12 protein-coding genes are annotated in these 19,362 nt (G+C 68.2%); 3 read left to right on the top strand and 9 right to left on the bottom strand.

Going from position 1 to position 19,362, the window contains the following annotated elements; translation table 11 throughout:
* Nucleotides 1-80: 80 nt before the first annotated feature.
* The 9 genes from AB7878_RS13520 to AB7878_RS13480 all read right to left on the bottom strand — a co-directional run bounded on the left by AB7878_RS13520 (nucleotide 81) and on the right by AB7878_RS13480 (nucleotide 14,439).
* Nucleotides 81-1,340, bottom strand: coding sequence for an ABC transporter permease (locus AB7878_RS13520; RefSeq protein WP_369494852.1), 1,260 nt, complete (start codon nucleotides 1,338-1,340; stop codon nucleotides 81-83).
* Nucleotides 1,341-1,545: 205 nt separating this feature from the next.
* A complete protein-coding gene (locus tag AB7878_RS13515) occupies nucleotides 1,546-2,862 on the bottom strand; it encodes an ABC transporter permease (protein ID WP_369494851.1) in 1,317 nt (438 codons plus the stop codon).
* 168 nt (nucleotides 2,863-3,030) lie between these two features.
* Nucleotides 3,031-4,269, bottom strand: a complete 1,239-nt coding sequence (locus tag AB7878_RS13510; RefSeq protein ID WP_369494850.1) for an ABC transporter permease — start codon at nucleotides 4,267-4,269, stop codon at nucleotides 3,031-3,033.
* 10 nt (nucleotides 4,270-4,279) lie between these two features.
* Complete coding sequence (locus tag AB7878_RS13505; RefSeq protein ID WP_369494849.1) at nucleotides 4,280-5,590, bottom strand: ABC transporter permease; 1,311 nt, start codon at nucleotides 5,588-5,590, stop codon at nucleotides 4,280-4,282.
* A gap of 164 nt (nucleotides 5,591-5,754) precedes the next feature.
* Complete coding sequence (locus AB7878_RS13500; RefSeq protein ID WP_369494848.1) at nucleotides 5,755-7,101, bottom strand: TolC family outer membrane protein; 1,347 nt, start codon at nucleotides 7,099-7,101, stop codon at nucleotides 5,755-5,757.
* A 49-nt stretch (nucleotides 7,102-7,150) separates the two neighbouring features.
* On the bottom strand, nucleotides 7,151-7,876 hold the full coding sequence (locus AB7878_RS13495; protein WP_369494847.1) for an ABC transporter ATP-binding protein: 726 nt from the start codon (nucleotides 7,874-7,876) through the stop codon (nucleotides 7,151-7,153).
* A 272-nt stretch (nucleotides 7,877-8,148) separates the two neighbouring features.
* On the bottom strand, nucleotides 8,149-9,420 hold the full coding sequence (locus AB7878_RS13490; protein ID WP_369494846.1) for an efflux RND transporter periplasmic adaptor subunit: 1,272 nt from the start codon (nucleotides 9,418-9,420) through the stop codon (nucleotides 8,149-8,151).
* Between the two features lie 386 nt (nucleotides 9,421-9,806).
* Nucleotides 9,807-12,374, bottom strand: coding sequence for a TonB-dependent receptor (locus AB7878_RS13485; protein WP_369494845.1), 2,568 nt, complete (start codon nucleotides 12,372-12,374; stop codon nucleotides 9,807-9,809).
* Nucleotides 12,375-12,417: 43 nt separating this feature from the next.
* Nucleotides 12,418-14,439 carry a tetratricopeptide repeat-containing sulfotransferase family protein gene (locus AB7878_RS13480; RefSeq protein WP_369494844.1) on the bottom strand — a complete coding sequence of 674 codons (2,022 nt, stop codon included), beginning with the start codon at nucleotides 14,437-14,439 and terminating at the stop codon, nucleotides 12,418-12,420.
* A gap of 291 nt (nucleotides 14,440-14,730) precedes the next feature.
* Between AB7878_RS13480 and AB7878_RS13475 the strand changes: the two genes are divergently transcribed.
* From AB7878_RS13475 to AB7878_RS13465, 3 genes are read left to right on the top strand one after another with little or no spacing between them, the layout of a single operon-like run.
* The gene (locus AB7878_RS13475) at nucleotides 14,731-15,801 is read left to right on the top strand and encodes an aromatic ring-hydroxylating oxygenase subunit alpha (protein ID WP_369494843.1); all 1,071 of its coding nucleotides are present in this window, start codon (nucleotides 14,731-14,733) and stop codon (nucleotides 15,799-15,801) included.
* Nucleotides 15,798-17,177 (top strand): APC family permease, encoded by a 1,380-nt coding sequence (locus tag AB7878_RS13470; protein ID WP_369494842.1) that lies wholly within the window; start codon nucleotides 15,798-15,800, stop codon nucleotides 17,175-17,177. Before AB7878_RS13475 ends, AB7878_RS13470 begins: the two co-directional genes overlap by 4 nt.
* Entirely contained in the window at nucleotides 17,174-19,279 is a 2,106-nt protein-coding gene (locus AB7878_RS13465; protein WP_369494841.1) for an oxidoreductase, read from the top strand. Before AB7878_RS13470 ends, AB7878_RS13465 begins: the two co-directional genes overlap by 4 nt.
* Nucleotides 19,280-19,362 lie beyond the last annotated feature (83 nt).

Genomic DNA, 19,362 nt, shown 5'->3' with positions numbered 1-19,362 from the left:
AGCGCGTGACGCTGCGCTTCGCCCGTGCCCCCTCCCGCCCATGCGGGCACCTCCCACGCAAGCGGGGGAGGGAAAAAGCGTCACGCCGCGCGCGTGGCCGTCACCGGCGGCACGTTAGAGGCGCGTCGGGCCGGCACGAACACGGCGCACTGGCCCAGCACCAGCACCGCCACCACGCCGATCAGGGTGTAGACCACCGGCAGGCGATCCATCTGGTAGAGGCGCATCAACCACAGGTTCAAACCGATCGCCATGACGATGCCGATCACCGCGCCGCTGCCCGCGATCAGCAGGTTCTCCAGCTGGAAGTAGTGCAGGATGTCGACCTTGCGCGCGCCCAGCGCGCGGCGCACGCCGATCTGCCGGTGGCGCTGGCCGACCCAGAAGCTGGTGAGGCCCACGATGCCCGCCGCGGTGACGCTGAGCAGGACCAGGCAGATCACGCCCATCAGGATCGCCATGCCCACGTCGGCGCGGTAGGCCTCGGCGCGGATGTCGGCGAACGACTTGACGCTGTCGTCGTCGAGCACGCGCAGCGGGTTCACCTTGTACAGCGTGGGCGCCGCCGCCTTCATCGCCGCTTCCAGCTGGCCCGGCTTGGTACGCACCGCGTAACGCGCGAAGCCCGCATTCAGCCGCGTGGGCACCAAGGTGGCATTCCAGGTGAAGCCGTTGACCCAGGTGCCGGTGGAAGGCACCTGCAGGCGCGCCACCACGCCGACGATGGTGCTGGGCGAGCTGCTGCCGTCGACATAGATCGGCTTGCCCACCGCGTCGCCCTGCGGGAACAGCTTGTCCGCCAGTGCCTTGGTGACCATGATGATCGGTCGCGGGGGATTGTCGCGGAAACCCTGATGCTGCACGTCACCGGCGTTGAACGCACGGCCGGCCACCAGCTTCAGGCCCAGCGTCGACATCACCTGCTCGTCGGTGAAGTAGTACGTGGTGCGCACGTTGTCGCCCTTGTCGCTGAACTTCCGGTCCGGCTTGGTCGAAACCGCGCCGTTCCAGGACGAATTGAGCAGCGGCAGCGAGTTGATCGGCGTCACCGAGGCCACGCCGGGCAGGTTGCGCAGCGCGGCGAGATCCTCCTTCTGCATCGCGTCGAGCTTGGCCACGCCGTTGGGCGTGTCGGCGCTCGGTGCGCCCACCCACTGCTGGGTGACCAGGAACAGGTTGCTCTCGTCCAGTCCGGTGGGGCGGTTCACCCGGTCGATGCGCTGGCCGATGATGAAGATGGCATTGCAGACGATCGCCAGGGTCAGCGCGATCTGCAGCGCGATCAGCACCACGCCCGCCTTGTGCTTGCGCAATGCCGCGATCATGGGGTGCAGTTTCATGGCGCGCTCCTCGACAAGGTATGGCCAACACAACGTTCCACCGCCCCCGACCGTTCGCCCTGAGCGTAGCGAAGCGAAGTCGAAGGGCGTGGGGCCATCGGCTGGTATGCAATGCCCTTCGACTTCGGCGCTGCGCGCCTACGCTCAGGGCGAACGGGGAAGTTGTATGGCACGGAATGCGCGACGGAGGACGACATGATTGGCCTCAGTTCGATTTGAGCTGCCACGCGGGTTGCACCCGCGAGGCACGGTAGGTGGGATACAGGCCCGCCAGCATGGTGGCGATCACCGCCACCAGCAGGGTCAGCACCAGCAGCGAGACGTCCAGCCGTGCGAGGGCGGCGATGTCCTTGGGCATCACCCAGCCCACGCTGGCCACGCCGGCGCAGGTGAGCAGCAGGCCGAGCACGCCGCCGGCCGCGCCGACGATGCCGGCCTCGGTGAGGAACTGCGCGTAGATCGCCATGCGCGGCGCGCCCAGCGCGCGGCGCACGCCGATCTCGGCGCTGCGACGCAGGAACTTCGCCAGCAGCAGGCCGATGGTGTTGACCAGGCACACCAGCAGCAGGCCCAGCGCCACCAGCAGCGAGACCTTGGTGTCGCTGGGCACCACATGCTGGTTGTCCAGCCACGCCGGCAGGTTGCGCAGGCGGTTGTTCGGCGCCCAGCCGAAGCGCCCGTTCTGCTGCTGCTCGCGGGCGTAACCCTGCAGGTAGTTGCGGTAGGCCGACACCGCCGAGGCGTCGTCCAGCTCGGCCATGTAGGCGATCCACACGCACTCGGAGTGCTGCAGGCCGACGAAGCCGGATTCCTTGGGCACCGCATTGCAGTTGGTGTTGCCATCGTTCTGCATGTTCGCCTGGATGGCGGTCAGGAACGGCAGGAACACATCGTCGGTCTGGCTGTTGAAGCCGCCCGAATTGACCACGTCGTAGAAGCGCGGCTGCGGGTTCCAGTCGTTCAGCACGCCCACCACGCGGTAATCGTGGCCCTCGATGTTGACGCTCTTGCCCAGGCTGCTGGTGCCGCCGAACAGCTTCTGGTTGAGCTTGCTGCTGATCACCACCACCTGCGCCCGGTTGGCGTCGTCGCTGGCGCTCCAGCCGCTGCCGTACAGGAACGGCACGTCCAGCATCGGGAAGAACTCGCCGTACACCGCATGGCCGCTGACGTTGATCGGATGCTTGGTGGCCTCCGCGGGTACGACCGAGGGCGAGATCTGGTACATCGCCGACTGCAGTTTGGCGCGGTGGTCGCGCATCAGCGCCGTCGCGTCGGTGTAGTCCATCGCGTTCGGCGGATCGCCGTCGGGATCGCGGCCGTTCGGCCCCCAGTTGTCGACCTGCGGCACGAACAGCTGTGCGGATTTCCACGGGATCGGGTCGCCCGACACGGCGCGGAACACCGACCACGAGGTCATCGAGGCGGCCACGCCGAAGCCGATCGCCAGCACCATCAAGGCGGTGAGGCCGGGGCTGCGTTTCAGGCTGCGCAATGCGAGGTCGAGGTAGTAGGCGAACATTTCGTTCTCTCCGTTGTTTGAGCGCCTCTCCCGGCGGGAGAGGCCAATCGCCGCTCCCCTCTCCGCATTGCGGGAGAGGGGTTGGGGGAGAGGGTGCTCGGGCGTTGTTGCAAATCCCGCCCTCTCCCCCGGCCCCTCTCCCACAAGTGGGAGAGGGGAGCAAAGCAGTCACACGCTGCGCGTGGCCTCCACCGGCGACACGCGCGAGGCGCGCAGCGCCGGCGCCAGCACCGCGGCTTGTCCCAGCAGCAGCAGCACGATCACGCCGACGCCCACGTAGGCCAGCGACATGCGATCCAGCGCGAAACGGGTCACCGTCCACAGGTTGAAGGCGAACGCCAGCACGATGCCCAGCGTCACGCCCGCCGCACTGATCAGGAAGTTCTCGGTAAGGAAGTAGGCGAGGATGTCGCGCTGCTTGGCACCCAGCGCCCGGCGCACGCCGATCTGCTTGCGGCGCTGACCGACCCAGAAGCTGGTGAGGCCCACGATGCCCGCGGCGGTGATCGCCAGCAGCACCACACAGATGATGCCCATCAGGATCGCCATGCCGCGATCGCCGTCGTACACCTTGTGGCGGATCGTGGCGTAGTCCTGGATGCCGTCCTTTGCATCGATGATGCGCAGGCGGCTCTGCGCGTACAGCGCCTTCGGCGCCTCGCGCATCGCGGCGGCGAGCTGGCCGGGCTTGGCACGCACGATGTAGTAGAGGCCGCGCGAATCGGCCGACCGTATCGGCCAGATCAGCGACTGCCCGGCATAAGCCTTGTTCCACTGACTCACGCCCTGGCGATGCAGCGGATCGACGATGCCGATGATGGTGCTGGGCGTGGCGCCCATCGCGTAGAAGCTCTTGCCCAATGCGTCGCCACCGGGGAACAGCCGATCGGCCAGCGCCTTGCTCACGATCACCGTCGGTGGGGTGACCGCCTGCTGGGTGCCCATCACCATCACATCGTCGGGGCGGAAGTTGCGTCCCGCGACCAGCTTCACCCCCAGCGTGTCGATGAAATGCTCGTCGCCGGTGTACACCGCGGAATCGGTGGTCGGCTGAGTCTGTTCGGGGGTCAACGTGACGAAGTTGTCCCAACCGCCTCCCTGCAATGGATAACCGTTGGCCGGCGAGGCGTCACGCACGGCGGGCAACTGCCGCAGCGCGAGCAGGTCGGCCTGCACCTGCGCGTCGACCTGCGCCGTCGGCCATTCGGTCGCCCACTGGTTCTTGATGACGAAGACGCTGGATTCGTCCACGCCGCTGACCTCGGACAGGCTGGCCAGTCGCGCGTGGATGATGAACAGCGCGTTGCACACGATGGCCAGGGTCAGCGCGATCTGCAACGTGATCAGCACGGTGCCCGCCTTGTGACGGCGCAGCGCGGTGAGGATGGGGCGGATCTGGATGCTCATCGTCCTCTCCTCAGCTCGACTTCAACTGCCAGGCCGGCTGCACGTGCGCCGCGCGCCACGCCGGGTAGAACGCCGCCAGCACGGTGGCGACGATGGCCACGACCAGGGTAAGCCCCACCAGGGAGACATCGAGCTCCGCCAGCTGCGCGATCTGCGGCGGAAACAGCATGCCCACCCCGGACACGCCCAGCGCGGTGAGCAGCAGACCCAGCACGCCGCCGACCAGGCCCACCGTGGCCGCCTCGATCAGGTATTGGGCGTAGATCTCCCTGCGCGTGGCGCCCAGCGCGCGGCGCACGCCGATCTCGCCGGCGCGGCGCATGAACTTGGCAAGCAGCAGGCCGATGGTGTTGACCAGGCAGATCAGGAAGAAGCCCAGCGCCACCACCAGCGAGATGCGGCTCTCGGGCGGCACCACATGCTCGTGGTCCAGCCACTGCACCACGTCGCGCAGGCGCACGTTGGGCGCCCAGTTGAAGCGGCCGGCGTGCTGCTGGTCGATGGCATAGTTGGTGAGGAAACTGCGATAGCTCGCGACTTCGGCCGGGGTGTCCAGTTCCACCCAGGGCGTGATCCACACGCAATTGCTCTGGGTGTAATCCGTCCAGTTGGTGAAGCTGAGCTGGCCACGGCAGCTGTTGCGACCGCTGGGATACATCTTCAGGTCCATCGCGCGGGTGAACGGCAGGTAGATGTCCGGTTCATCGGCGAAACCGTCAGTGCTGAACAGGTCGTAGAAACGCGGGCGCGGGTTCCAGTGACTGGTGACGCCCACCACGCGGTAGTCGTGGCCGCCAAGGTCGATCGTGCGACCCACGCTGTTCGCGCCACCGAACACCTTCTGGTTGAGCTCGCCGCTGATGACCACGTCGGCGGCGCGCGCCGCATCGTCCTGCTCACTCCACCTGCCGCCATAGCGGAACGGCACCTCGAACATGGCGAAGAAGTCGCTGCCCACGGCATAGCCGTTGACGGCGATGGGCAGTTCGCGGTCGCCGCCCGGCATCACCGACATCAGCACCTGGTACAGCATCGTCTTGCGCTTTGCCTCATGTGCCCGCAGCAGCGCCATCGCGTCGATGTAACTCACCGCTTCCGCCGGCTCGCCCTTGAGGTTCTGCTGCGGGCCCCAGCCGTCGATCTGCGGAATGAACAGCTGCGCCGACTTGTCGGGTATCGGGTTGCCCGACACCGCGCGGAACACGGAGTAAGTGATCATCGATGCGGCCACGCCGAAGCCGATCGCCATCACCATCAACAAGGTGAGGACAGGATTGCGGCGCAGGCTGCGCAGGCCGAGCTGGAAGTAGTAGGCGAACATCGTTCAGCTCTCCGCATTCAAGCCCTTCTCCCTGTGGGAGAGGGGTTGGGGAGAGGGTTCGGTCGAAGTGAGGCGCCACGCTCCGCCCGCACCCTCTCCCGCCCCATGGGCACCCTCTCCCGGAGGGAGAGGGGAAAAAGAACCGGACCTGGTGCGTGCGTCGCTCATTGCAGCAACCCGTTGACCGCTTCCAGGTCGCGCATGTCGATCGTCCCGGCGGCCTGCTTGAGCAGCAGTTTGTTGAGCACGAACTGGTGGCGCACCACGGTGTATTCGCTCTGCATGTTGGCGAGGTACTGGATCGCGAACACCACGTTGGTCAGCGACTGCGTGCCGATGGTGTAGCCCGCCCGCATCGAGGCCACGGTCTTCTGCGCGGCCTCGACCGAATCGCGCGCGCTGTCCACCTGCTCGATGCCGTCCGTCACCAGGTTGAAGTAGTTGGCGGCGTCGCGCGCGGCTTGGCGGCGCTGGGTTTCCAGCACGCCCTGGTCGGCATCGCGCTGGTACAGCGCCTGCTTCACCTGCGCATGCGTGAGCCCGCCGCTGAACAGCGGGATGGTGAGCGTCAGGCCCACCGTGGTAGTGGCCGGCCCGTAGGCGCCCGTGCCCGGCATGGTGTTCGACCACTGGCCGAACTTGTTGTAGCCCACGCCCGCGGTGAGCGTGGGCAAGTGGCCGGCGCGTGCCGCCGTCACTTTGTGCTCGTCGCTGGTCACGGCGTAGCGCGCGGCGAGCACGGTGGGGTTGGTCTTCAGTGCCGCGTCCACCCAGGCCTGCTCGTTGTCCGGCTGCGGCGCCTGCATGGGCAGGTCGTCGCGCAGCTTCTTCAACTCGCCCACCGGCTTGCCGGTGATCTGCTGCAGTGCGCGGCGCGCATCCTTGAGGGCATCTTCAGCACTGATCCGCTGCGCCTTGATGAACAGGTACAACGCCTTGGACTGGCTGACGTCCGCGGCCATCGACAAGCCGTTCTTGAAGCGCGAGGAGGTCTGGTCGTACTCCTGTTTGTAGGCGTCCTCGTAGGCGCGGTTGATGTCCACCATGTCCCGCGACACCAGCACGTTGAAGTACGCGTTGGCCACACGCACGTACAGGTTCTGCAACGCGGCCTGGTAGACCTGCTCCTGCGCGTCGCGGGCGGCGTGCGCCGCGCGCAGGTTGGCGATGGCGGACAGGTCGATGATCGGCTGGCTGAGGTTGCCGGTGAGGCTGCGGTCGCGCACGTGGCCACCGCCGCCGGTCTGCACGATGTTGCCGTTGCCGGACGTGGTCTGGGTGCTGCCGCCGCTGTGGATCTGGTCCATCTCCAGCCCCGCGGACAACTGCGGCAGCAACGCGGCGCGGGCCACCGGGACGCCCTCGGCCACCAGCAGGCGATGCGCGTCGGCGGTGGCCAGCACCGGGTCGTTGGCGACGGCCTGACGGTAGGCATCCATCAGGTCCTCGCCGTGCCCCGGGAACGGGGCAACGGCGAGCAGGAGCAGCACGGGCAGCAGCTTCACACGCATGGACTGGACTCGCAGTGGGCGGGCATGGGGGCGACGGAGGCGGAAGACATCAGGCCGGACTGGCGTTGCCGCGCGCCGCGACCACGCTGTTGTGGAAACGCGGATCCTCGGCGAGATCCACCACCTGGCCATCGATGATGTGCACGTTGCGCTGCGCGCGCGCGGCCAGCTCGGGATCGTGGGTCACCATCACGATGGTGGCGCCTTCGCGGTGGATCTCCTCCAGCAGCTCCAGCACGCCGCGGGCCATCTGCGTGTCCAGGTTGCCGGTGGGTTCGTCGGCGAGCAGCAGGCGGGGCGAACCGGCCAGCGCGCGGGCGATCGCCACGCGCTGCTGCTGGCCGCCGGAGAGTTCGGCCGGGTAATGCTTGAAACGCGAGGCCAGGCCCACGCGCTCCAGCGCGTCCATGATGCGCTGCTTGCGCTCCGGCGCCTTCATGCCGCGGTAGCGCAGCGGCACTTCCACGTTGTCGAACACGTTGAGGTCGGGGATCAGGTTGAACGCCTGGAAGATGAAGCCGATCTTCTCGTTGCGGATCTTCGAGCGCGCGTTGTCGTTGAGGTTGCTCACCTCGATGCCGTCGAGGTGGTACTCGCCGCCGGTGAACGTTTCCAGCAGGCCCGCGATGGTGAGGAAGGTGGTCTTGCCCGAACCGGACGGCCCGGTGACGGCGACGAACTCGCCCTCCTTCACGTCGATGTTGAAGTCGCGCAGCGCGTAGGTCTCCACCACTTCGGTGCGGTAGACCTTGGACAGGTGGGTCATCTTGAGCATGGTTCACGTTCCTCGGTGGTGGTGGATCTGTGGAGCCCCTCTCCCGTCGGGAGAGGGGTTGGGGTGAGGGTTCGGCCAAGGCGAGTGTCTCGCTCCGCCCGGACCCTCTCCCGCCCTTACTCGCGACATCCCTGTCGCTCGCCCCTTCGGGGCCAGCTTTGCTGTTTCGCAGTCGCATCCTGCGCCTGCAGGTCGGGCACCCTCTTCCTCGCTCCTCAAAGCAGGGCCATCCATGGCCCTGCTCCGCGTCCAAAGGGAGAGGGGAAAATCTCTTACCGCGCGATGGCAACTCGCTGCGCACCCTTGAAGCTGTCGGTACCGGAGATCACGATCTGGTCGCCTTCCTTCAGGCCCTGCAGGATCTCCACCTTGTCGATGCTGCTCACGCCCACGCGGATCGGCGTCTTGGTGGCGATGCCGCCCTTGACCACGTAGGCGTAGCTGCCGCCGGATTCGTCGACGAAGGAGCCGCGCTGCACGGTGAGCACGTTGTCGCGCTTGTCGAGCAGGATGCGCACGGACAGGCGCTGGTTCTGGCGCAGCTGCTTCGGCGTGCTGCCCTCGAAGCGCACGCGGGCAGCCACTTCGCCGTTCACCACCTCGGGCGAGATCGCGCTGACCAGGCCCTTCCAGGTGTTGCCGTTGCCGCTGATCTCGCCGGTCATGCCGATCGCGAGGTCGCGGGCGAAGCTCTCGGGCACCTTCACTTCCACTTCCAGCGCGGTGAGGTCGATCACGCTGAGCAGTTGGACATCCTTCGCCACCGTGGCCACCGGCGCGATGAACAGCTGGCCGACCTGGCCGTCCACCGGCGACTTCACGTTGAGGTCGTCCACCTGCCGCTGCAGGTCCTGCACCACCAGCATCTGGTTGTCGTGCGCCAGCTTCTTCGCCTGGATGTTGAAGTTCAGGCTGTCGTTGCTCATGCCGAGATCGGCCTTGGCATGCGCGAGGGTGATCTTCGCCTTCTCCAGGTCGTCCTTGGCCTTGTCGACCGCGACCCCGGTGGAGGCGCCGGCGGCGTAGGCCTTCTGCTCGCGGTCGAGGTTGTTGGCAGCGCTCTTGGCGTCGATCTGCGCGTCGTCGTAGGCCTTCTGCAGGGCGCCGCGCTTGGTGCGCGCATCCACTTGCGCCTGCAGGTAATCCACCTTCATCGCGTCGGCCTTGGACTGCTCCTGCGCCAGCTTGTTGCGCAGCTCGGGGCTGTCGATCACCGCGAGCACCTGGCCCTTCTTCACCGCGTCGCCGGCGCGCACCTTCAGCACCGCCGCGCCGCCGTAGGTGGCATAGAGCGTGGGGCTGTTCGCCGCCACCACCTTGCCCTCGGCGGCGATGTCGCGCACGAACAGCCCGCGCTCGACGGTGGCGAAGGCCAGCCGCGACGCGCTCACCGAGGCGTCGGCGGAGAACAGGCGGAGGATGCCGGGCATGGCGATCGCCAGCACCACCAGCAGCGCCACGCCGCCACCGATGAAGAGCAGGCGGCGCTTGCGGTTGGGTTTGGCTTCGACCAGGCGGTCTTGAGCGGAAGTGTCGCGGATCATCGAGCGTTCCCCGGCCGCGGACAGTGCGGCCCTGCCCTCTGCTCAGCAATCCGCGTGCCAAGCCGACGCGCCGGGAAAACACCATGCCTTTCCGCAACTTGCAATCACCGCATCGCGGGAACCCGGTGTCCGCGGACACTGGGCGGACAGTGGACAGGGCGGCGACGGCGCACATGAAAACTCCGGCGGGTGCCGGGGCGGGGCTCGGGGTGGCGGTGGATCAGGGCAACAGCCGCTTGCCTGATGTCCGGAAAGACTGTCCTGCACTTTCCGGACTCGCTTCACCCGAACGCAGTTCGGGTGAAGCTCCGTCAATCGAGCGCTTGCGCTCGATTGACGCGCGAGCCGTCCGTGGCTCGCCCTGACCGGCGACCTGCGATCGGCGGTCAGAATTCCTGCTTGAAGCGGACACCAATCGTGCGCGGCTGACTGACGCCGGTGTAGACCTGCCCGTTCGGATACTGCGGCGCCACGCCGTGCGCACCGCAGTTCGTCACGCCGCACTCGGTGAACTTGTACTGCACGGCACGTTTGTCGAACGCATTGTCGACGTAGGCGTCCAGCGACCAGTTGCCCTTCTGGAAGCCCGCGGACAGGTCGACCGTGTTGTACGCGGGCAGGTCGCCGAGCAGGCTGCGTTCCTCGAGCCGCAGGTCGGTGGTGCGCCGGCCCACGTGCACCAGCGCCGCCTGGACGAAGCCTTCGTTCCCGCCCATGTCGAAGGTGTAGCGCGCCACCAGGTTGCCCTTGAAGCGCGGAGTGATCGGCAGTTGGGTGCCCTTTGGCGCCTGGGGCCCGCTCACCGCCGCGCCCGTCTGCGGATTGATCGTGCCTGCCGGGCAATAGGCGACCGGGTTGCCGGAGTTGTCCACGAAGCCGCAGTAGGGGGCAGTGAGCTTGGCGTCGTAGAACGCGACGCCGGCGCTCAGATTGAGATTGTAGGTGGCCTGCCATACCAGCTGCGATTCCAGGCCGTCGATGCGCGCCGAATTGGCGTTCTTGATGATGGTCAGTCCGTTCGGACCCAGGATGTTGAACTGGAAGTGGTTCCAGGTTTCGCGGAACACCGCGCCGTTGAACGACAACCGGTTGTCGAGCCAGGAAGTCTTCCAGCCGAACTCCAGGTTGGTCAGGAAGTCCGGCTGGTAGGGCGGGATGTCGCCGGCGCGGTTGATGCCGCCAGGCCGATAGCCTTCCGAACGGGTGACGTAGATCATCTTGGTGGGCGAGATGTTCCAGGTCAGGTTGGCCTTGCCCAGCGTGCCGCTGTCCTTCACCGACCGATTGAAGTCCGAGCACGGCGCACCGAGGAAGGGCGTGGCGTCCATGCAGCCCGCCTCGCCGTAGAGCGAACTGGACGAGTAGCCCTTGCTGTAGCCGTAGTAGCCGTAGAGGTGGTTCTCGTTGCGGTAGTAGCGCCCGCCGACCGTGGCGGTGAGCGTGTCGGGGATGATGTCGTAGGACAGCTCGCCGAACAGCGCCTTGTCGTAGTCGTAGCGCATCTGCCGAGTCAGCCAGATCGTGTTCGGCCAACCGGTGACCGATAGGTCGGTGGCCAGGCCGTTGATCTGGTAGTTCTGCAGGATGTCGTGCCTCTGCTTCTGCCAGAACACGCCGGCGGTGAGCCGCAGCCGGTCGTCGGCGGGCGAGACGATGCGCAGCTCGTGGCTGGTGTTGCTGTAGTGGTCGCGATCGGTGATGTACTCGGACGGGTTGACCTTCGCGCCGTTGTTGTCGACGAAATAGTTGCCATAGGAAAGCAGCGTGTCGTACCAGAACGAGTAGTCGTTGTAGTCGGTCTGCTCCTCCTGGTTGCGCTTGAGATGCGCGTAGGCATAGGTCAGGTCGAAGTTGCCGATCTTGCCCTGCACGGTCAGCGCGCCTTGCCACCAGCGGTCGTCGACGCGCTCGGGGTAGAAGTGGGTCACCGCCAGCGGCCCGACCACGGGGTCGGCGGCAAAGCTGCCGTGGGTGATGGTCTGCTGCCCCATCAGGGTCGGGCTGATCGACCAGTCGTCGTTGAGGTCGACCTTCAGCGCCGCGCGCGCGCCGTTGGTGGTGGCGTCGTTGTAGTGGTTCCGGGCATGCCCGAAGCACTGGAACGACGCCGTCGGCCCGCTGCCGACCGGAGTGCAATTGTCCGCATTGCTGACGGTGATGCCGGACGACGGAAAGGTACGCGAGCCGGCCTTGTTGTCGATGTAGCCCGCATCGTGTTCGTGCCAGCCTACGAACCGCACCGCCGCACTCTTGCTGAGCGGCAGATTGAGCATGCCCTCGAACGTGCTGCCGATGCCGCCATGATTGACCTGGTCGACGCCCAGCGTGTAGTTCGCCGCGAACCCGCTGGGGTCGGGCTTGTTGGTGATGATGCGCAGGGCGCCCGACTCGGCGCTGGCGCCGTACAGCGTGCCTTGCGGCCCGGCCAGCACCTCGATGCGGGCGATGTCGTACATGTGGATGTCGAGCGGACCCTGGATCGTGGTGACCGGCTGGTCGTCGAGGTACACGCCCACACTGGGCTGCGAGCCGGAATGGTTGGTGTTGCCGCCGCTGGCCACGCCGCGCATGTAGATGGTGGCGAAGCCCGGCCCGGTGGCGATGCCGCCGCCGCCCTGCTGGAAGGTGACGCTGGGCAGGTACTTCACGTAGTCGTTGAAGTTCTGCACGTGCAGCGCCTCGAGCTGGTCGTTCTCCAGCACGCCGATGCTGATCGGCACCTTCTGCAGGTTCTCGGTGCGCTTCTGCGCGGTCACCGTCACCACGCCCAGCGTCGTGGTCTTCGGCTTCGTTGCCGGCTTTGTCGCCGGCGTTGCGGTGGTTGCCGCGGCCTGTCCCGCATCCTGCGCCAGCACCGGCGCGGCGATGGCCAGGCAGATCGCCGCCGCCAGCGGCAACCTGGCCAGTCCCCTGCGCGACGTCCCCGCGATCCGTTTCAGCTTATTCGTGTGCATAAACCCTCCCCAGGCAAGTCCACGATCATCGATCGGTATCGAACTACTGATCCCCTTCCGCTGCGCCGGGCCAACTCGCCAGCGCCGGCCCCAATGCCGATGCCAGCGGCTCCAGCCACGCCGCGTAATGCCGCCAGTGATCCAGCCCCTCGCGATAGATCGGCTGGCGCACCTGCTCCGAACTGGCCGTGCGCACCGGCCGCGTGTTCTCGAAGAAGCGCAGGCAGGCCGCTTCGAACGGCAGGCCGCAGTAGTCGAGCAGCCGGCGCACCTCGCCCTCGGTGTCCTCGACCATGCGCTCGTACACCACGCGGTGGACGCGCCCGGGCAGCACGGCGTCGAAATGCGCCATCAGCGCCATGTAGTCGCGGTAGTAGCGGCCGATGTCCTCCAGCCCGTAGCTGAAGCCCTGGCCGCGCGCGAAATGCTGCTTGAACACCGAGAAGCCGCAGGCCAGCGGGTGCCGCCGCGCGTCGATGATCTTCGCGTTCGGCAGCATCAGGTGGATCAGGCCGACGTGCATGAAGTTGTTCGGCATCTTGTCGATGAACAGCGGCGCCGAGGTCTTGCGCTGGATGCGGGTGTGCGCGAGGTAGCGCTCGCCCAGCGCGCGCAGGGCATCGGCATCGAGCGCCGCCAGCGCGTCGTGGTAAGGCATCGCGCCGTCGGCGCCGCCCTGCTCGCGCAGCAGGCGCGCGATCGAGGTGACCTCGGGCAGCTCCATCGTGCCTTCGACCAGGCTGTGGCTGGACAGGATCTGCTCGATCAGGGTGGAACCGGCGCGCGGCAGGCCGACCACGAAGATGGGATCCGGCGCAGTGCTGCCGGCGCCGGCGCGCGCCGCGAAGAACTCGCGCGTGTACTGCGCGCGGATGTGGTGCACGCGCGCGCTGGTGTCGTCGGCGTCGTAGCCCAGCTGCGCGTGGCGGATCGCGTTGCCGCGCGCGTAGTGGCGGAACGAGGGTTCGTACTCGCCGGCATCCTCCAGCGCCTTGCCGACGGCGAACTCCAGGTGCAGGCGGTCGTCCTCGCCCAGGTCGGCGCGTGCCAGCTGCCCGCGCATCGCGGCCAGCTCGTCGGCGCCAAAGCGGAAGGTCTTGAGATTGGCCAGGCTCCACCAGACTTCGCCGAACGAGGGCTCGAGCTCCAGGCTGCGGCGGTACGCGGCGATCGCGCGCCCGGTGTGCCCGGCGGTCTTCAGCGCATGACCCTGGCTCACCCACAGTTTCGGATTGTCCGGGTGTCGCTCCAGCAGCGCGGCGTAGATCCCGATCGCCTGCTCGTAATCGCCCGTGCGGCACAGCACCGCCGCCTTGAGGTTGCGGCTGCCGGCATCCTCCGGATCGGCCGCCAGCAGGCGCTCGATCTCGGTCAGCGCCGGTTCCGGCCGGTTGGCGCGATGCAGGACCAGCGCGTAATTCCGGCGCGCTTCGTGGAAACCGGGCGCCAATTCCAGGCAGCGTTCGAGCAGGTGCAGGGCGTCCTCGTTGCGGCCCAGCCGGGCGGCGACTTCGGCGAACATGCGGATCGCCGCCACGTCGGTCGGCGCCTGCTTCAACTGCTCGCGCAAACGCGCCTCGGCCTCGGGAATGCGGTTCTCGGCCAGCGCGACGGCGGCCGCCATCAGTTGCGGGTCGCGGGTGGCATGGCACACGTGGCTGACGTAGGCCGCGTCGGCCGCCGCCAGCTCGCCCGCCGCCAGCAGGCCGTCGCCCAGCGCGCGCCAGGCCTGCGGCAGGTCGGGTTGCAGCGCCACCGCGCGGCGCAACGCCTCGATGGCCTCCGCCCCGCGCCCGCAGCGCTGCAGGGCCAATCCCAGGTCATGCTGGACCAGCGCCCAGTCCGGGCAGGCCTGTGCCAATGGCACGAGAATGGCGAGTGCGCCGGACAAGTTTCCCTGCAGCGAGTGCGCCGCCGCCAGCAATCGCAGCGCGGTGGGGTGACCCGGAGCCGCCTGCAGGATCTCGGCTAGCTGTTCGATCGCCAGCGCCGGCTCGCGCTCCAGCAGTCGCGCGGCGCGGGCCATGGCCTGTTCCAGCGTGCCGGCGACGGCTGCCTCCGTCATGCGCCGGCCCGCCGCGACGACGCCGCCGATCCGGGCAGGTCGAATTCCGGACGGCACGGCAAGGGCACGGCACGTGGCATGGTTGGCGACGGCTCCTCACGGGGACTCACGGCAATCTAGCACCCGAATCCGGCCGGCAGGTAGTGGGCAGGCTGGCGCAGGCAGGAATGGTGCCCGAGGCGATGGACAAGCGGGCGGCGATCGGACATACACTGCCCGAACGCGCTGGACAGGGGTGTTCACGATGACGACGGCCCGTCGCGCCATGCCAACCGGGGAGCGCATCCTTACATGTCAGCCGACACCAGGGTCGAGGAACTCAACCGCGCACACGCATTGGCGGCGCGCTACTACTTCGGCGACGCGATGCTGGCGATGGAGCAGCGCGCGGTGTTCGCGCGCAGCTGGCAGCTGGTGGCCCAGCAGGGGCAACTGGCCGAACCCGGCGACCACGTGGTCGAGCAGGTCGCCGGCGTGCCCGTGCTGCTGGTGCGCGGACTGGACGGCGTGCTGCGCGCCTTCCCCAACGTCTGCCGCCATCGCGCCGGGCCGCTGGCGCTGTGCGACGGCAAGGGCGTCCGCGCCCTGCACTGCAAGTACCACGGCTGGACCTACACGCTCGAAGGCCAGCTGCGCAGCGCGCCCGAGATGCAGGACGCCTGCGACTTCAAGGTGGAGGACATCCGCCTGCCGCCGCTGCGCGTGCACGAATGGCAGGGCCTGGTGTTCGTGGCGCTCGGTCCCGAAGTACCGGCGTTCGACGAGGTCTACGGCGGCATCGCCGAGCGCATCGCGCCGATCGACCTCGCGGCGATGCGCTACCTGCGCCGCGACGTCTACGACATCGACTGCAACTGGAAGGTCTACGTCGACAACTTCCTCGAGGGCTACCACCTGCCGCACGTGCATCCCGGCCTGTCCCGCGTGCTCGACTACCGCGCCTACGACACCGAGCTGTTCGCGTGGCATTCGCTGCAGTCCTCGCCGCTGCGCGACAGCGACGCGATCTACGGCACGGGCCAGGCGTACTACTACTTCGTCTACCCCAACGTGATGCTCAACATCATGCCGGGGCGGCTGCAGACCAACCGCATCCTGCCGCTGGGGCCGGGTCGCTGCCGCGTGGTGTTCGACTACTACTACGCGCAGGACGAGGGCGCCCAGGCGCGCATCGCCGCCGACCAATCCTTCAGCGACGAAGTGCAGAACGAGGACATCGCGATCTGCGAGGCGGTGCAGAAGGGCCTGGCCTCCGGCCATTACGTGCCCGGCCGCTTGAACCCGAAGCGCGAGAGCGGCGTCTGGCATTTCCAGAACCTGCTGCGCACGGCCTACGCCGGCCCCGCCGGGGAGTCCGCGTGAGCCTGCCCCCGGCCGGCCCTTCCCCCGCCGAACCGGAACCCGCAGCCACCGGCGCGCACGGCATCCAGCGCATCGGTTTCTGGACCTGCACCGCGCTGGTGGTGGGCAACGTCATCGGCATGGGCATCTTCGTGCTGCCGGCGTCACTGGCGCCGTTCGGCTTCAACGCGCTGATCGGCTGGGTCATCGTGCTGGCCGGCTGCCTGGCGCTGGCGCGGGTGTTCTCGCACCTGGCCCACGCGCTGCCCGCCGCGGGCGGGCCATACGGCTACATCCGCCAGACGCTGGGCGAGCCGTCGGCCTACCTCGCGCTGTGGGCCTACTGGGTGTCGATGTGGCTGACCAACGCCGCGCTCGCCACCGGCGTGGTCGGCTACATGGCGGTGGTGTTTCCGCCGCTGGGCGCGCTGCCGCCGGCGCCGTTTGCGCTGGGCTTGCTGGCGGCGATCGTGGTGGTCAACCTGTTCGGCGTGCGCACCGGCGGCGGCGTGCAGATCGTCACCACCGCACTGAAACTGCTGCCGATGCTGGCGATCGCCTTGCTCGGCGGCTGGCTGCTGCTCACCGCGCCGGCGAGCTACACCGCACATCCGCCGACCACGCCGATCACCCTGGGCAGCGTGACGGCGGCCGCCACCATCGCGCTGTTCGCGATGCTCGGCATCGAGTCGGCCAGCCTGCCGGCGGCGCGCGTGGACGATCCCGCGCGCACGATCCCGCGCGCGACCATGACCGGCACCGTGCTGGCCGCGACCGTCTACATCATCGTCTCGGCCGTGCCGCTGCTGCTGATCCGCCAGCACGAACTGGCCGAGGCGAACGCGCCGTTCGCGCTGCTGATGGACCGTTACGCGGTCGCCGGCGCCGGCCGCTGGCTGGCGCTGTTCGTGGTGGTCAGCGGGCTGGGTGCGCTGAACGGCTGGACCCTGCTGTCCGGCGAGCTGACCCGGACGATGGCCGAGCGCGGCGTACTGCCGGCGGTGCTCGCGCGCAACAACCGCCACGGCGCGCCCACGATGGCCTTGCTGGTCACCGGCGCGCTCGCCGCGGCGATGATCGCGATGAGCTACAGCAAGTCGCTGGTGGCGGCATTCACCTTCATCACCCGCGTGGTGACCGCGGCCAACCTGCCGCTGTACCTGTGTTGCGCGCTCGCGCTGCTGGTGCTGTGGCGGCGACGCAGCGCCGGCTGCGCGACGTGGCGGGTGCTGCTGGTCGCCAGCACCAGCCTGCTGTTCGTGCTGCTCGCCTTCGTCGGCATCGGCCGCGAACCGTTCGTGTACGCGCTGGGACTGATCGCGGCGGGCCTGCCGCTGTATGCGCTGATGCGCCTGCGGCGCCGCGCCGATCCATCCGTCCAGGTGCTGCCGCCATGAGGGACCCGCGCTACGACCTCCTGTTCGAACCGCTGAAGATCGGCCCGGTCACCGCGAAGAACCGCTTCTTCCAGGTGCCGCACTGCAACGGCATGGGCCACGCGATGCCGCTGGCGCACGCGGCGATGCGTGAGGTGAAGGCCGAGGGCGGCTGGGCGGTGGTGTCCACCGAGGAATGCGAGATCCACCCCAGCGGCGACCTCACGCCCTACGTCGAGGCGCGGCTGTGGGACGACCGCGACATCCCCGCGCTGGCGCTGATGTGCGACAAGGTGCATGCGCACGGCGCGCTGGCCGCGCTGGAGCTGACCCACAACGGCCCCACCGCATCGAACCTGTACTCGCGCGAGGTGCTGATCGCGCCGTCGGCGCAGCCCACCAAGTACGGCTACCCGCACCAGGCGCGTGCGATGACGCTGCACGACATCCGCGAATATCGACGCTGGCATCGCGAGGCGGCGCTCCGTGGCAAGCGCGCCGGCATGGACATCATCTACGTCTACGCCGCGCACGACCTGTCGCTGGCCATGCACTTCCTGCAGCGCCGGCGCAACCAGCGCAGCGACGACTACGGCGGCCCGTTGGAGAACCGCGTGCGCCTGCTGCGCGAAGTGCTGCAGGACACGAAGGACGCCGTGGGCGACCGCTGCGCGGTGGCGCTGCGCTTCGCCGTCGAGGAAGGGCTGGGCCCCGGCGGCGTGGAGCTGGCCGAGGCGAAGGACATCGTCGGCATGCTGGCCGAGCTGCCGGATCTCTGGGACGTGAACCTGGCCGCCTGGTACAACGACTCGGTGCCTTCGCGCTTCGCCGCCGAGGGCGCGCAGGAGCCGTTCATCGCCTTCGTGAAGAAGACCACCGCGAAGCCGGTGGTGGGCGTGGGCCGCTTCACCTCGCCCGACACCATGGTGTCGCAACTCCGGCGCGGCGTGCTGGACCTGATCGGCTGCGCGCGCCCGTCCATCGCCGACCCGTTCCTGCCGAGGAAGATCGAGCAAGGCCGCGTCGACGACATCCGCGAATGCATCGGCTGCAACGTCTGCGTCTCCGGCGACATGACCATCTCGCCGATCCGCTGCACGCAGAACCCGAGCATGGGCGAGGAATGGCGCAAGAGCTGGCACCCGGAACACATCGCACCGAAGCGCACAGCGGCGCGCGTGCTGGTGGTCGGCGGCGGGCCGGCCGGGCTGGAGGCCGCGCGGGCGCTGGGCCAGCGCGGCTACGACGTCAGCCTGGCCGAAGCGCGCAAGGAGCTGGGCGGCCGCGTCACCCGCGAGGCCCGCCTGCCCGGCCTCGCCGAATGGGCGCGCGTGCGCGACTGGCGCGTCGGTCAGATCCACAAGCTCGCGAACGTGTCCGTCTATCTCGATTCGATGCTGAGCGCGCAGGACGTGCTCGACTTCGGCGCCGAGCACGTGGTGCTGGCGACCGGCTGCCACTGGCGCCGCGACGGCCACGGCCGCAGCCACGGCTTCGACATTCCGGGCTTCGCCGACGGCGCGCGCATCCATACGCCCGACGACCTGATGGATGGCCGGATACCCGAAGGCCGCGTGGTGGTGTACGACGACGACGGCTACTACCACGCCAGCGTCGCCGCCGAACTGCTGCGCCTGCGCGGCTGCGAAGTGATCCACCTCACGCCCGAGGACAGCCTCGCGCCGTGGACGCTGAACACACTTGACTACCGGCATGTGCGCAAGCGCATGGCCGAACTCGGCATCGAGGCGCTGGTGTCGCACGACATCGTCGGCTACGACGGCAGCACGCTGACCGTCGAGGACGTGTGGACCCACCAGCGCCGCGAGCTGGCCTGCGACGCCGTGGTCACCGCCACCGCCCGCCTGCCCGATGACGCCCTGTACCAGTCCCTGCTGCAGCGCGAAGCGGAATGGGCCGATGCCGGCATCCGCACGCTGCGCTGCATCGGCGACGCCGAGGCGCCGGGCCTGATCGCGCATGCGGTCTACGCCGGCCACCGCTACGCACGCGAACTGGAGGAACCGGCCAGCGGCGAGGTGCCGTTCAAGCGGCATTTCCATGGTGACAATGCCGCCGATCCATTGCGCAAGTATGGAAATCGCCTGCAGAACACCGACTAGGTCGGGGCAACGTCAAAGATCAAGGTGATCTGCTTGATCACCGCTCTCGCATTCTCTTGACGGGTTCCGCGATCGGTAGCCCA

Origin of the sequence: Rhodanobacter humi, assembly GCF_041107455.1 — a bacterium.
Lineage (GTDB): Bacteria > Pseudomonadota > Gammaproteobacteria > Xanthomonadales > Rhodanobacteraceae > Rhodanobacter_A.
The sequence above is the reverse complement of the archived record's forward strand: the minus strand, read 5'-3'. Positions and strand labels throughout refer to the sequence as shown.